This is a genomic window from Pseudozobellia sp. WGM2 (assembly GCF_017810075.1).
Classification (GTDB): domain Bacteria; phylum Bacteroidota; class Bacteroidia; order Flavobacteriales; family Flavobacteriaceae; genus JADNYK01.
On the sequence record NZ_JADNYK010000002.1, the window covers coordinates 570,456 to 585,694 of the forward strand.

12 protein-coding genes are annotated in these 15,239 nt (G+C 37.8%); 9 read left to right on the forward strand and 3 right to left on the reverse strand.

Going from position 1 to position 15,239, the window contains the following annotated elements:
- Positions 1 to 278 precede the first annotated feature (278 nt).
- The 7 genes from IV512_RS06060 (at position 279) to IV512_RS06090 (ending at position 8,953) form a co-directional block, all read left to right on the forward strand.
- Complete coding sequence (locus IV512_RS06060) at positions 279 to 1,058, forward strand: DUF3108 domain-containing protein (protein WP_209401599.1); 780 nt, start codon at positions 279 to 281, stop codon at positions 1,056 to 1,058.
- A gap of 5 nt (positions 1,059 to 1,063) precedes the next feature.
- The gene (locus tag IV512_RS06065; protein ID WP_209401600.1) at positions 1,064 to 2,032 is read left to right on the forward strand and encodes a tryptophan 2,3-dioxygenase family protein; all 969 of its coding nucleotides are present in this window, start codon (positions 1,064 to 1,066) and stop codon (positions 2,030 to 2,032) included.
- Position 2,033: 1 nt separating this feature from the next.
- Positions 2,034 to 3,332 carry a peptidoglycan DD-metalloendopeptidase family protein gene (locus tag IV512_RS06070; RefSeq protein ID WP_209401602.1) on the forward strand — a complete coding sequence of 433 codons (1,299 nt, stop codon included), beginning with the start codon at positions 2,034 to 2,036 and terminating at the stop codon, positions 3,330 to 3,332.
- Between the two features lie 68 nt (positions 3,333 to 3,400).
- The gene (pgi, locus tag IV512_RS06075; protein ID WP_209401604.1) at positions 3,401 to 5,038 is read left to right on the forward strand and encodes a glucose-6-phosphate isomerase; all 1,638 of its coding nucleotides are present in this window, start codon (positions 3,401 to 3,403) and stop codon (positions 5,036 to 5,038) included.
- A 172-nt stretch (positions 5,039 to 5,210) separates the two neighbouring features.
- A complete protein-coding gene (locus tag IV512_RS06080; RefSeq protein ID WP_209401606.1) occupies positions 5,211 to 7,766 on the forward strand; it encodes a TonB-dependent receptor in 2,556 nt (851 codons plus the stop codon).
- Between the two features lie 91 nt (positions 7,767 to 7,857).
- Positions 7,858 to 8,298 carry a hypothetical protein gene (locus IV512_RS06085; RefSeq protein ID WP_209401608.1) on the forward strand — a complete coding sequence of 147 codons (441 nt, stop codon included), beginning with the start codon at positions 7,858 to 7,860 and terminating at the stop codon, positions 8,296 to 8,298.
- Between the two features lie 67 nt (positions 8,299 to 8,365).
- Entirely contained in the window at positions 8,366 to 8,953 is a 588-nt protein-coding gene (locus IV512_RS06090) for a DUF1080 domain-containing protein (RefSeq protein ID WP_209401609.1), read from the forward strand.
- A gap of 22 nt (positions 8,954 to 8,975) precedes the next feature.
- Here IV512_RS06090 and IV512_RS06095 read toward each other — a convergent pair whose 3' ends face one another.
- Positions 8,976 to 10,043 (reverse strand): endonuclease/exonuclease/phosphatase family protein, encoded by a 1,068-nt coding sequence (locus IV512_RS06095; RefSeq protein ID WP_209401610.1) that lies wholly within the window; start codon positions 10,041 to 10,043, stop codon positions 8,976 to 8,978.
- 120 nt (positions 10,044 to 10,163) lie between these two features.
- Between IV512_RS06095 and IV512_RS06100 the strand changes: the two genes are divergently transcribed.
- Positions 10,164 to 12,893, forward strand: coding sequence for a TonB-dependent receptor (locus IV512_RS06100; protein WP_209401611.1), 2,730 nt, complete (start codon positions 10,164 to 10,166; stop codon positions 12,891 to 12,893).
- Positions 12,894 to 12,953: 60 nt separating this feature from the next.
- Positions 12,954 to 14,330 carry a DUF5689 domain-containing protein gene (locus IV512_RS06105; RefSeq protein ID WP_209401612.1) on the forward strand — a complete coding sequence of 459 codons (1,377 nt, stop codon included), beginning with the start codon at positions 12,954 to 12,956 and terminating at the stop codon, positions 14,328 to 14,330.
- A gap of 35 nt (positions 14,331 to 14,365) precedes the next feature.
- Here the strand turns inward: IV512_RS06105 and IV512_RS06110 are convergent, their stop codons facing one another.
- Complete coding sequence (locus IV512_RS06110) at positions 14,366 to 14,767, reverse strand: response regulator (RefSeq protein WP_209401613.1); 402 nt, start codon at positions 14,765 to 14,767, stop codon at positions 14,366 to 14,368.
- 64 nt (positions 14,768 to 14,831) lie between these two features.
- Positions 14,832 to 15,239: a response regulator gene (locus IV512_RS06115; RefSeq protein ID WP_209401614.1), complete on the reverse strand. Its 408-nt coding sequence runs from the start codon at positions 15,237 to 15,239 to the stop codon at positions 14,832 to 14,834.

Consider the following 15,239-nt stretch of genomic DNA (forward strand, 5'->3'; position numbering starts at 1 on the left):
TAAATACGTTGGTGGTCTGAAAGTAAGCAGTAAATTTGTTGGTGTAAGGGGTGGTTCCCTTACAACTTTAAGTATTGGTTTTTCATAATTTAAAGTTTGGTTGGTTATTTAGGAAAAGCCCTGACAGTGATGTTGGGGCTTTTTTTTGATTAACTTTCCAGCCTTAAAAATTCAGGTTTTAAACTCAGACAATACTTTGGAATAAATTTTGTTTAAGTTATTGTAATCCTAAACTAATCCACTTGGCATTTTTTAATTTTATCATTAAAATAAAAGCTATGAAAAAGGTCTTTACAATACTTATGCTATTATTTGGCTTTATTGTTCAGGCCCAATATGAAAGTTCGACTTTTGAGCCAGGGGAATGGTTGAAATTTAGAATGCACTATGGCTTTTTGAATGCTAGTTATGCCACACTTCATTTAAAATCTGATAAAATTAACGATGTGCCCGTTTACCATGTGGTGGGCAAAGGCCAAACTACAGGTTTGGCCAGTCTCTTTTTCAAGGTCGATGATACTTATGAAAGTTATTTCGGCAAAAACGATGGCAAGCCATATAGATTCATACGTAATATCGATGAAGGAGGATATACGAAGGATATCGAAATCAACTTTGACCACGAAAAAGATACTGCGGTATTGAATGATAAAAAGAACAAGAAAAAATATAATTTTGAACTTCAAGACGGTGTTCAAGATTTAATATCAGCTTTTTACTATTTGAGAAACAACTACGACCCGGATGAATTAGTAAAAGGCGAAGCGGTAAAATTGAAAATGTTATACGACGATGATGGTATATTCAACTTTCAGTTGAAATATTTGGGTACTGAAGTACTTAAAACCAAGTTCGGTAAAGTAGAATGTTATAAATTTAGGCCCCTGGTGCAGTCAGGTCGTGTTTTTAAAGAAAAAGAAAGTCTTTCTCTTTGGGTTTCAGCTGATAAAAATAGAATTCCTATTCGAATTCAGGCAGACTTGGCGGTCGGTGCTATTAAAGCGGATCTTGATGGGTATAACGGGCTAAAGCACCAGTTCAAAATTATAATGGATTAAAGTAAATGAAAGATAAAGAGCGGATAGGTGCACAAATTTCAAAGCTTGAGGAAAAATATAAAGACTCTGGCCAAGATTTAAGCTCTTATCTCGACGGTCTTCTTCATCAAAGATACCTTACCTATTGGGATTATATTAATCTTGATACGTTATTAAGTCTTCAGCAACCAAGAACCTATTTTCCCGATGAGGAAATCTTCATCATGTATCATCAGATTACCGAGCTCTATTTTAAACTGATTCTTCATGAACAGAAACAGTTGGTAGATGATAAGTCGCAAAACCTTGATTTTTTTATTGAAAAGGTGAGAAGAATAAATAGCTATTATAAGGTTCTTATTTCCTCTTTTAGTATAATGATAAAGGGTATGGAGCGGCAGCAATTCTTGCAATATAGAATGGCTTTATTGCCGGCAAGTGGTTTTCAATCCGCTCAATTTCGAATGATTGAAATATATTCTACTCCTTTAGAGAATTTAGTGCATCATTCTAAAAGAGAGAAGCTGTCGGTAAAAAATACAATAGAAGAACTGTACGAAGAAATATATTGGAAAAAAGGGGCCACCGATATGGCGACTGGAGAAAAGACTTTGACTCTTAAACAATTCGAATATCGATACACCCCTAGATTGGTACGTATAGCCAAGCAGGTAGAGAATAACACCATTTACCATAAGTACTTGCAGTTGCCCGAAACCAAAAGGTATAATAAAGAGCTGATTGATGCGTTAAAAACTATGGATGTCAATGCGAACGTCAATTGGCCGTTGATGCATATGGGTTCTGCCCATAGGTATTTAGCTAAAGATGGCGGTCAAGTAGATGCTACCGGAGGCACCAATTGGAAAGATTATTTGCCACCAAGTTTTCAAAAAGTTATATTCTTTCCAGAGATATATACTAAACAAGAGTTAAATGATTGGGGTAAACAGTGGGTCGACCATATCTTTAATCCTGAAAAATCGAATAATTAAAATGCAAAAATACTGGGGCCTTATTTTCATATTACTGCTATCTTTTTCTTGTAAGGAGAGTGGTAAGACAACTGTTGAAAAACAATCATTGGAAATTGCATCAATAGAAGTTCTTGAAAAACCTATTGTTAAGCACTTCGGCTTTAATTTAGAAGAATTTGAAGTTCAGCTCGATACTATTAAAAACGGAGATAGTTTTGGTAAATTAATGATGGATCACAAGGTCGATTATCCGAAAATCGCTAAGATTACCGAAGAGTATAGAGATACTTTCGATGTTCGTAAAATTAGGGTCGGTAAGCCTTACGTCATTTTGAAATCTAAAGACACTACGGCCACGGCACAAGTTTTTATATACGAAAATGACCCAATCAATTATACCGTAGTCGATTTAAGAGATTCGGTAAAGGCATATAAAGAAAAGAAGCAGGTTAAGTATTTAGAAAAAGAAGTTTCAGGTGTAATTACGACCAACCTATCAGAGTCGCTGTTAGAACAGGGTATCGATTATATGGTGACCCATAATTTAGCCAATGTTTATGCTTGGACGATTGATTTTTCTATGCTTCAAAAAGGAGATCGATTCAAGGTCATTTACAAAGAAAAATTTATCAACGATTCAATCTATGCGGGCTCGGAACAAATAGAAGCAGCTTATTTCGAACATAATGGCAAGCCTATTTACGCATTTGCATACGAGAATGATTCTTTGAAAAGTATTGTAGATTACTTTGATGATGAGGCCAATAATCTTCGAAGAACATTTTTGAGAATGCCAGTTGAATTCGGTCGTTTATCTTCAAGATATAATCTCAAACGAAGAATACGTTACTACGGTAACAAGATTAGACCTCATAAAGGTACCGACTATGCAGCACCAGTCGGAACCCCCATTATGGCCACGGCAGATGGTACGGTAACTGAATCTACTCGACGAGGTGGTAACGGAAAATATGTAAAAATACGTCACAACGGTACTTACTCGACCCAGTACCTGCATATGAAGAAACAAAAGGTGAAGCGGGGTGAGTTTGTGCGCCAGGGCGATGTAATTGGCTGGGTCGGTATGACCGGTAATACCAGCGGTCCGCATGTCTGCTATCGTTTTTGGAAGAACGGTCGACAGGTAGACCCACTTCGAGAAGAATTGCCCAAAGCCGAGCCGTTGGCAGAAACATTGCAGCCAGAATACTTCTCATATATCAGTCCGTTAAAAGAGCAGCTTGATTGTATAGCTTATCCTGAAATACAAGAAGAGGAAGATATTCAAGCTACAGATTTGGCCTCCTTAACGGAATAATCACATTTTATGGGTTGTTATTAGTTGGTATATGGTTTAATTTAGCCATCTATCACTAAAATACCCATATGGCCTTACATAATATAGACCCAACCAGCTTACCGGTTTGGGATAAGCTTTCGAAACATTTCAGTAAAACCAAAGAACTCCACTTAAAAGATCTTTTCGCTAACGATAAGGCAAGAGCTGAAGGTTTTAGTTTGGAATGGAATGATTTTCTGGTCGATTTCTCTAAAAATCGAATTTCTGAAGAAACGCTTCAACTACTTTTCGAACTTGCCGATGAAGTTAAATTGAAAGATGCTATTTCAAAACAGTTTTCTGGTCAACACATCAATCAAACTGAGGATAGGGCTGTTCTTCACACTGCCCTAAGAGCCAAAAGCAATGATGAGATTGAAGTTGATGGCCATAGTGTAGTTCCTGAAGTTTATGAGGTAAAAGAACACATCAAATCATTTACCGATGAGGTTATCAATGGGCAAAGAAAAGGGTATACCGGTAAGTCTTTTACCGATGTTGTCAATATAGGTATAGGCGGGTCAGATTTAGGTCCGGCTATGGTTACCGAGGCACTTAAGTTTTACAAGAATCAGCTCAAAACACATTTTGTTAGTAATGTTGATGGTGACCATGTACATGAAATTCTAAAAGAACTTAACCCTGAGACTACGCTCTTTGTGGTTGTTTCTAAGACATTCACTACTCAAGAGACCTTGAGCAACGCTACAACTATTAAAAAATGGTTTTTAAAATATGCTACTCAAGAAGATATTGCCAAGCATTTTGCTGCGGTATCTACTAATGCCAAAGCTATATCAGAGTTTGGCATTGATGCCGAAAATGTTTTCCCGATGTGGGATTGGGTCGGAGGTCGTTTTTCGTTATGGAGCGCCGTAGGTCTTTCTATTGCCCTCGCTGTTGGCTTTGAAAATTTTGATGCTCTTTTAGGTGGTGCCAATGAAATGGATGAGCATTTTAAAACAGCTGATTTTAAAGAGAATATTCCAGTTTTGCTTGCGTTGATCAGTGTTTGGTACAACAATTTCTACGGTGCGGAGACCGAAGCGATAATACCTTACACCCAGTATTTAAGTAGATTTTCAGCCTATCTACAGCAGGGAATTATGGAGAGTAATGGTAAAAGTGTCGACCGAAACGGCAATAGGGTGAGCTATGAGACAGGTACGATTATTTGGGGAGAACCGGGTACAAATTCTCAGCATGCCTTCTTTCAGTTGATACATCAAGGTACGAAACTTATTCCTGCTGATTTTATTGGGTTTAAAAAATCATTGCATGGAGATGTTGACCATCACAATAAGTTAATGGCAAATTTCTTTGCTCAAACAGAGGCCTTGATGAACGGTAAGACTGCCGAAGAGGTGCGTAGTGAGTTGGAAGCAAAAGGTATGAATGAAGAAGCGATAAAAAAATTAATTCCTTTTAAAGTTTTTGAAGGTAACAAGCCGACCAACACCATATTGATTGATAAACTAACTCCGAAAAGTTTAGGTAGTCTAATAGCGCTTTACGAACATAAAATATTTGTACAGGGCATACTCTGGAACATTTTTAGCTATGATCAATGGGGTGTAGAACTTGGTAAACAATTGGCGGGTAAAATTTTAAAAGATATCGAAGGTTTTGAAATTAGCAGTCATGACGCTTCTACACTTCGATTATTGCAGTCTTTTAAGAGTTGAGTTAACATTTTCTTATAAATTGTGTAAGATTCTATAATTAACTGTTAGTCAATTCATTTTGTATTTATTTCTTGTTAATTTTGTGTGAAGTAATTTAACGTTGTGTTAATGTTTGTGAGTATAAAATGGAGCATTTTTGCAGCGAAATTTGAAGACTAACAAATACAGACAAATGAGAAAAATTTATTTTACAATGGTCGCCTTCTTCATCGCGGCCGTAGCATTTTCACAAGGTACGATAACAGGTACTGTTATTGACGGTGAGATTAATGAGCCCCTACCAGGGGCAAGTGTAGTAGTTCAAGGTACAACGGTAGGTACCTCTACCGATTTTGATGGTAAATTTACGATAGAAGTTCCTCAGTCTACAGGAACCTTGGTTATATCTTACATTGGGTACACACCAAAAAGTATACCTTTTTCTAGCACAGGAAGCCTTCCGCAAATCGTTTTAGAGCCTAATGCAGATGAGTTGGATGGTGTTGTTGTTGTAGGTACAGGAATTATTGACTTGGCTCGCGATAGAGAGACGCCTATTGCCGTTTCTTCTATTGGTGCAAAGCAAATACAGGAAAAAATAGGAACTCAAGACATTACTATGACCTTGGTTAATACGCCTTCTGTATATGTTGCGGGTCAATCAAGTGGTTATGGAGATTCAAGAATGTCGGTTCGTGGTTTTGGTCAAGATAATACGGCCTTCTTATTGAACGGTCAGCCAATTAATGGTATGGAAGATGGTTTGATGTATTGGTCGAACTGGTCGGGTATGGCAGATATAGCTAATGGAATTCAGATACAAAGAGGTCTGGGTTCATCTAAATTGGCCATTTCTTCAGTTGGTGGTACTGTCAATTTTGTGACAAAGGCAACTGATAAAAAAGAAGGTGGTTTTGCTTATTATGGTATGGCAAATGATAGCTATTATAAGGGTACTTTGGGCTATAATACCGGAATGAATGAGAATGGTTTCGGTGCTAGTGTAATGCTTAGTCACTGGCAAGGAAATGGTTATAATGATGGTACCGAAGGGTATGGTCAGAATTATTTCATCTCTTTAGGTTATTCCCCCAATGACCGTCATAATTTTAACTTTTTGATTACCGGTGCGCCTCAGTATCACGATCAAAACTTTTCTAAGCGCATTTCTACGTATTTAGAGTACGGCAGAAAGTATAATAATAATAATGGCTATTTGGGTGATGAATTTATTTCAGAGCGTGGTAATTATTACCATAAGCCTGTAGCTAACCTTAACTGGGATTTCAATATTAATGATAAGTCTCAACTTTCTTCGGTTCTTTATGCATCTTGGGGCCGAGGTGGTAGTGTAGGCCCTGTCGGAAGCAGTGTGCGTACGGACGACGGATATGTTAATTGGAGTGCTATTATTGCCAATAATGAGGCAAGTGCCGATGGTTCTGCCACTTATGCATTACGTAACTCAGTTAATAACCATGCGTGGTATGGTTTAGTGACGAATTACAAGCTTGAATTAACTGATAATCTTGATTGGAACGTGGGCTTTGATTTACGTTCGTATAAGGGAACTCACTTTAGACAGATTCATGATTTACTAGGCGCCGATTACTTTCAGGATAATGGTCACATAAGATACCCATCCGGTAATCAGATTTCAGCGACCTTTAAAGCAAACCCTTGGAGTGCTCTAGGAGGTTTTGCAGATGAGAGCGAAAGATATGCTTGGGATTATGATGAAAGAATCAACTATGGTGGTATGTTCACTCAATTAGAGTACGCAGTCGAGAATTTCTCAGCATTTATGCAAGGGTCGCTTTCATCTCAATCGCACATCAGATGGGATAGATATCAATATACCGAAGCAAATGAGGAGTCTGAAAAAATTTCAAACGGAGGTTATAATATTAAAGGTGGTGCCAGTTATAAGATAAGCGAAGCACACACTATTTATGCAAATACAGGTTACTATTCTAGACAACCTTACCACGATAATATCTATTTGAACTTTACTAATGATGTAAACCCACTAACGGAGAATGAGAAGATATTCGGCTTAGAAGCAGGTTATGGTCTTCGATTAAACAACTTCTCTGCCAATCTGAATCTTTATCGCACCTCCTGGGAAGATAGAGTAGTCACCTCTTCAACCACTGATGACGTAACTGGTCAAGAAATATTCACATCGAACTTTGGTGTCAAACAATTGCACTCAGGTCTTGAAATTGATGCTAAGGGTCGTATTAATCAATTAATGCTACGCGGTTTCTTATCTATCGGTAATTGGGAGTATTCCGGTGATGCTAGAACGCTAGTTAGAGATGAAGACAGAAACATATTGTCAGAAGAAACGGAAGATGTTGATGGTGGTAAAGTTGGCGATGCTGCTCAATTTACTTTCGGATTAGGTGCTGATTATCAAATATTGGAAAACCTATCTGCCGATGCAGATTACAGATTCTATGATAATCTTTACGCAGATGTAGGTGCAATCAAAGAAAACCTTGAATTACCTAGTTTTGGAATTCTTGATTTAGGTGCAACTTATAATATACCTATCGCTGGGGCGAACAATTTAAGCTTAAGGTTTAACGTGAATAATGCACTGCATAAAATTTACATATCTGAGCTTACCTCAGCTAACCTACCGACAGCCGGAGAGGAAACTTATGACGGGTTGGCCGTATCTAATTTCGCTTATTTCGGTCTTGGAAGAACCTGGAATTTAAGCTTACGCTATAGTTTCTAAGAATAAATCATAGTCATTATTAAACCCCGCCGATTAGCGGGGTTTTTTATGCTCAAAAAACTGTACATTTAAGGCTTCAAAAAATCATATTATGTACGAATTAATTCAGGTACTTCATTCTTATTTGGCATACATCGTTTTAATATTGTTATTTATGGCCGTAGCAAACGCTATGATGGGCTGGGTAGGCAATAAGATGTTTACCATGCAAAAAGATTTACGCCTTAGCCTGTTCGCCCTTATCCTTTCCCATATTCAACTTCTCGTAGGGCTAATTCTCTATTTTGTTTCTCCGAGCGGTATAAAGGCAATTCAAACGCTGGGCATGGGCGGTTTAAATTCGGCTTCCCGTTTGTTGGCATTGGAGCATCCTCTAATAAATATTATAGCCATTGCTTTCATTACCATAGGCTGGTCAAGGCATAAAAAATTTATGGAAGGCAACAAAAAATTCAAAAGCATTGCCATTTTCTACGGCCTCGGATTGGTACTGATACTTAGCCGTATTCCGTGGGGGCAGTGGTTCAATTAAAACCTTTAATTGAACACTTTTAGATTATAGTAAGCAAACTAACTTTAATTATAACCTGTTATTACCAATGAAAAAATTATTTTTTTTAACCGCAGTATTAGTTTCGACCTTAACTTTTGGTCAGAAAGAATTATTTAACGGAAAGAATCTTGATGGATGGTCTATCTACGGAACTGAAAAGTGGTACGTAGAAGATGGACTATTAATTTGTGAAAGTGGGCCGGACAAAGGTTACGGATACCTTGCCACCGATGAACATTACAAGAATTTTGAACTTACATTAGAATTTAAGCAAGAGGCCAATGGCAATAGTGGTGTTTTCATTCGGTCGACCATTGAAGGTACTAAAATTAGTGGTTGGCAAGTCGAAGTTGCACCCCCGGGGCACGATACAGGAGGTGTATACGAATCGTATGGTAGAGGCTGGTTGATCAAGCCTGAGCCTGCTAAAGATAAGGCCTTGAAAATGGGAGAGTGGAATACGATGAAGATTCGTGTAAACGGCGATAATATTACTTCATGGCTTAACGGCACAGAAATGATAACCTTTGAAGATGAAAAAATTGGTAAAGGAAATGGTTCCATCGCCCTACAGATTCATGATGGTGGGGGAATCAAGGTCAACTGGCGTAATATTAAATTAACCGAGTTATAGATCTGACCTATAATTTATAGTATCAATACCCCTCTTTCAGAGGGGTTTTTTTTGTTTCTTTTTTTAGTAGGTGAATGTAAACTGGAAAATGGTCTGAATAACCACCGGCATAACTACCACCTGCATATGTACGATAAGGGTAGCCCTTATACTTTCCTTTTTTTGTGATTAAGTACTTAGGGTTGAAAACACCTGCTTTCCAAAATCTGTATCCCTTAGTTTTATCGTCAATTAGGGCTTTTGTAAAGAAGATTTGATCGAATAAATTCCATTTGTCACGATATGCCAGTGAGCCTATTCCTTTTCGGTAAAGTTTTTCCATTGGATTGTATAGTTCTCCATCTTCCAAGTGATTTACCTTGCCCTTAGTTTTAAGAATTTTCTTGAAACTATCGTTTGTCGGGTCATCGTTGAAATCTCCCATACTTATGATTTTCGCCTGAAAATCTAGCCGCTGAATCGAGTCGATTATTCGTTTGTTGAGTTTTGCGGCGGCTATTCGATTGGGTCTGCTACGTGCTTCGCCACCACTTCTAGATGGCCAATGGTTAACTATAAAATAAAACTGCTCGGCATCTAACATGCCACCGACGACTAATTGATCTCTGGTATAATTGCGCTCATCTTCATCGTCGATCAACAATAACCTGTGGCTAGCATAGGAGGTAGGTAGAAACACTGACTTTTTGTAGAGTAGCGCAACGTCGATTCCCCGCTCATCAGGTGAATCATAATGAACTACACCGTAACCTTTTGATTTTAAGTTATGATGGTTAATTAGGTCTTCGATAACTACGAGATTCTCTACTTCACAAATACCAACTATATCCGGGGAAGAATTAGTTCTACCGAACCCTATCTCAGAAATAACTTTGCTCGAATTATTGAGTTTTTTATTATAACGTTCTGATGTCCAGTTGTCTTTGCCCTCTGGAGTACGGTCATCATCGAAAATCAATGAATCATTTGTAGTGTCAAATAGGTTTTCTACATTATAAAAGGCAATCGTTCGTATTCTATACGATGAACTTTCTTGGCCGTGGGCGATAAGAGCAAAGAGCAAGAGGAAAGTTGTGATTCTAAAATTCATGCGACTAGTGGGATATAATGGTTAATTAACGAAAAAACCATGAATTTTGTAGGTCTTATTTGTAGGATTTTTTAATTTTTCGATATCTTGATGGTATTCAACGACCATTAAACCCGATTAATGCGAGTATTTGCAGTATTGATATTTATACTTTTTGGCCCACAGAAGATTTTAGCTCAAGAGCTTCATCAGGTTAAAGGAAGTATTATAGATTTGGTTTCAAAAAAACCTTTGGTTGGGTCGGAAATCAGCATAGAGAACCTTCTAATTTCTACAACTTCAAAAAACGAAGGTGAATTTTCACTTTCAATTTCCGAGAAGGGTGATTATATCATTTTGATAAAGGCTCGTGATTATTTGAGTAAGCGGTTGATGGTGAAAATAACTAATAGTAAAGTTGATTTGGGAGCTATTTATCTTGAGCGTGATATTCAAACAGAGCAAACCGATAATCTTATAACCTTGACCGATTCTGAATTGCTTGAAGATGAGGCAAATTCAAACTCTTCTGGAATTTTACAGGCCACTCGTGATGTTTTTCTTAATCGTGCAGCATTTGATTTTGGCCAGGCATTTTTTAGGGTGAGGGGCTACGATTCCCAAAATGGTCGCGTTTCTATAAACGGTATTTCGATGAACAAGTTCTTTGACGGAAGACCACAATGGAATAATTGGGGCGGGCTTAACGATATAACCCGAAACCAACAGTTCACAAATGGGCTAGAAGCTTCTGAATTTGCTTTCGGTGGTATTTTGGGCAACACGAATATTGATACTAGACCGTCCGGTTTGAGACCAGGTACAAGGTTGTCCGCTTCGGTGTCAAATCGCACTTATGCCGGTCGATTGATGGCCACGCATAATTCAGGACTTCACGAAAACGGATTTGCATATACTGTTTCAGCTTCTCGAAGATGGGCAAAACAAGGTTATATTGACGGCACACTTTACGATGCCTTCAGTGTGTATGGCGCTATAGAATATCATTTGAACAAAAAGCATTCGTTGAATGTGACTGGTATCTTAGCTTCGAATCGGCGCGGTCGCTCTTCTGCCCTGACCCAAGAGATCTTTGAATTGGCCGGTAAAAGGTATAATCCGTATTGGGGTGAGCAAGACGGTAAAATAAGAAACACTAGAGAACGTAAAATAGCCGAACCCATTTTCATGCTGAACCATAATTTTGAATCCTCTAACTTTAATTTTAATACGGGTATAGCTTATCAAACCGGTATAAATTCAAGAAGTCGATTGGGGTATTACAACGCCCCCAACCCTGACCCTACTTACTATAGGTATTTGCCAAGTTTTTATATCAATAGTCCAATCGGGGCCAACTTCAGAAGTGCAAACCTGGCCAGAGAAGGTTTCCTAGAAGCACCACAAATAAACTGGGAACAGATTTATAAGGCAAATACTACCAATAATGCGGCCTATATTCTTTATGATGATATAGCCCAAGACGAACAATTGGTTCTCAATTCGATTGGCAATGCTTATTTGAGCAATAGAGCCCAATTAGATTTTGGTGCTTTCTATAGAATTTTCCAATCTCACAATTATGCGAAAATAAATGATATGTTGGGAGCTGATTTTCATATAGACATCGATCCTTTTTCAGATACCTTAAACGATGTAACCGGCGAAACACAGAAAACGGAAAATCAAATTTTCAACTATAATTACAATATTGATGCTTCGCAATTTGAAGGGTTTGCCCAGTTCAAATACAATTTGGATAAACTGAATTTTTTTCTATCTGCAATGTATTCAGTCACCACTTACCAGCGAGAAGGGCTTTTTCAAAACGAGCGATTTCCTATTAGTTCATTAGGCAAAAGTAATCTTGTCAGTTTTAACGATTACGGTTTTAAGGCCGGACTCACCTATAAAATCAATGGGAGACATTGGGTCGATTTTCATGGGGCATATATAAGTCGCCCACCCGTATTGCAAAATGTATTTGTAAACCCACGTGAGAATAATGTAGTGGTTTCAGATATTGAAAGTGAACGCATATCATCGGTAGATGTGAACTATAATTTTCGATTACCCAATCTTACGGGCAGACTCAGTTCTTTTTACTCAAGATTTCAAAACACTACGGATATCAATTTCTTTTTTGTAGATACGGGGGTGGGTTCAGACTTTGTACAAGAGGTGCTGACCGACTTAGACAAATTACACATGGGTTTAGAGATGGGCTTGGAGTATCAACTCTCTTCCTCAGTAAAATTAAATGCGGTCGCTGCAATCGGAAAATATGTATATGCTAGTAACCCGAATTTGGTAATAAATTTTGACACAGCAGGTCGCGAAGAAGACCTTATCAATTTAGATGGTAATCTTGATTTGGGAGCTTCTCAAATCAAAGATTATAAACTGGCTCAGGGCCCACAGCAGGCTTATGCCTTGGGTATAGAATATCGTTCTCCTAAGTATTGGTGGGTTGGGGCGACTACAAATTATTTGACGAAGAACTACGCCAATATTTCAGCTATAACCCGAACAAACAGTTTTTATTTAAATCCGGAAACTGGTCAAAAATTTCCAGAAGCTTCCTCCGAAAATGTCGCCAAATTATTAAAGCAAACACCTTTGGACAGTTTTTACTTGCTGAATTTGGTCGGAGGAAAATCATGGTTGAAAAATGGTAAGTACATTAGTGTTTTTGCAAGTGTCAATAATGTTTTCGATGCCGTTTTTAGAACAGGAGGTTACGAACAAAGCAGAAACGGAAATTTTGGTCAATTACAGCAAGATAATTTAAGTGGTAGTCCATCATTTGCGCCAAAATATTGGTATGGTTATGGGCGAACCTTTTTTTTAAATCTAGCCTATAGCTTTTAAGGGAAAACCTCATGATTTCAGAATTGAACAATGAGAGCGAATAAAACTTTATATAAAAAAATGGTACGTCCTAATACGACTAGAGCGGGGCTAATGGTAATACTTTCAGTATTGGTATTATACTCTTGTGTAAAGAATAGAGATTTTGATGCGGCTGCAATCAGTAATTGTAGCAACGAACTAATCTCTAACGCAAGCTTTCTAGATATAAAAAACCTTTATTCAGGCGAGACTGTTCAGATTCAAGAAAATCTTATAATCGAAGGTTACGTTATATCGTCTGATAAAGAAGGAAATTTTTTTAGTGTACTGCATTTTCAAGATAGACGGGATACTGCAACGCAAGGGTTGCAAATTGAAATTGATGTTCGAGATTCTCATTTGTTCTACCCTGTGGGGAGTAAGATATTCATAAAAGTGAAAGGTTTGTATCTCGGTCAAACACGTGGTGCTTTCAAATTAGGGGCAACATTTGAATCGTTCGGTAATATTTCGGTGGGTCGATTGCCATCAAATGTTGTCGACAGGCATATATTTATTTCTTGTGAACAGCCGGCAGAATTAACACCTACCTCTATATCGCTTGATTCTATTGGAGACCAATACTTGAGTACCCTGGTGCAATTTGATAATATGGAAATTTTTGAAGATGAATTAGGCCTACCCTTTGCTTTAGCACAAGAGGAGACTTTGAGAACCTTGGTCGATTGTGAAGACAGACAGATTAATTTGACTAACAGCGGTTTTTCCGATTTTCAGGCAGAGTTGCTTCCAACCCAGAATGGAACTGTACAAGGTGTTCTTGTAAAGGAAAATTCTGATTATAGCCTAGTAATTCGGAATTTGGATGATATGCAACTTGAAAAAGACCGTTGTGAAGAACTGGTCGATGAGTTTACTTCGACCCAAATATTCATCTCAGAATTGGCCGACCCCGATAACAATACCGGCGCAAGATTTGTCGAGCTTTTTAATTCTTCAACAGAGCCTCTAAGTTTAAATGGATGGAGTCTTCGTAGATATACCAACGCCAATACCGATGTAAGTTCTAGTATAGACCTTTCGGGGCATGAGATTGGTTCTCAATCAACATTTGTTATATCTCCGAACGCCAATGAATTTGAGGCGGTGTATGGCTTTGCTCCAGATTTGGGCGTGGGAACAAACAGCCCAGCTGATTCAAATGGCGATGATAATCTAGAATTGGTCGACCCTTTCGGTGTGGTAATCGATATTTTTGGAGTTATAGGTGAAGATGGCTCGAGTACAAATCATGAATTTGAAGATGGTAAGGCAGTTCGTAAACCTGAGGTCGTCGAAGGCAACACGATTTATGACTATCAAGAGTGGTCTATTTTTAATGATAGCGGAGATGCAGAAACCACTAACGAGCCACAATTGGCTCCAAACGATTTTACGCCAGGCATTCGAAATTAATACTGAAAAAATACAAATTTTTAATAAACTTCTCCTTACGCAAAAACCTTTTCTAATAAAGCTTTGTTCACTGGTTTGGTTAGGTAGTTTTTTTCAAGATTATAGGTCTTTGCCTTTTCATAATCTTCAGGATTGATAGATGAACTCATAATAAATATATCGGGCCAAGTTTCTTTTGAAGGGTAAGTTTCGGTAAACTCGTCTAAAAAATCCCAGCCGCTCATTATGGGCATGTTTAAATCCACAAAAATTAGGGAAGGCAATTTTTCGCCATTATTAAACCTAAGTTCAAAATTTTCCATCGCATCTTCACCATTTTCAAAGATGGTCAGATTCAAATCTTTAGAGGGGTGCAGCTTTGCCAGGGCTCTCTTTATACCGAATATGGCTATAGCATCGTCTTCTATTATACAAATATCCGAAAAATCAATTTTCATTTGATTTAATGTTCTTAGGCCTCTAATTAATTTTGGGCCTTGGTTTTAAGCTGTAAGTGAAATTCTATTCAGCCTTCATTTTGCTCAAGACCGTATGTAGGTCTTCTCTAACCACAGGTTTTAATATATAATTGTTTACCACCTCATACCTTTTGATTTGTTCTAGATCCCGCGGGTCAATCGATGAACTGATAATGTAGATTAGTACTTCTTCTCTATTGTTGTGAGGAATCTGAACAAAATCTTCAAGAAAATCCCAGCCGTTCATTATGGGCATATTTAAATCTAGAAATATAACGGGTGGCATTTTATCACCATTAGTTATCATTTCTTTCAATCCATCAATAGCATCTTGCCCGTTTGTATAGACTATAATATTTTCACTGAAGTTTAGATCTTTCATGATTCTTTTTGTACTGTATACAAAAATAGGATCATCATCAATGATGCATGTACTGCTAATTTTAAACAT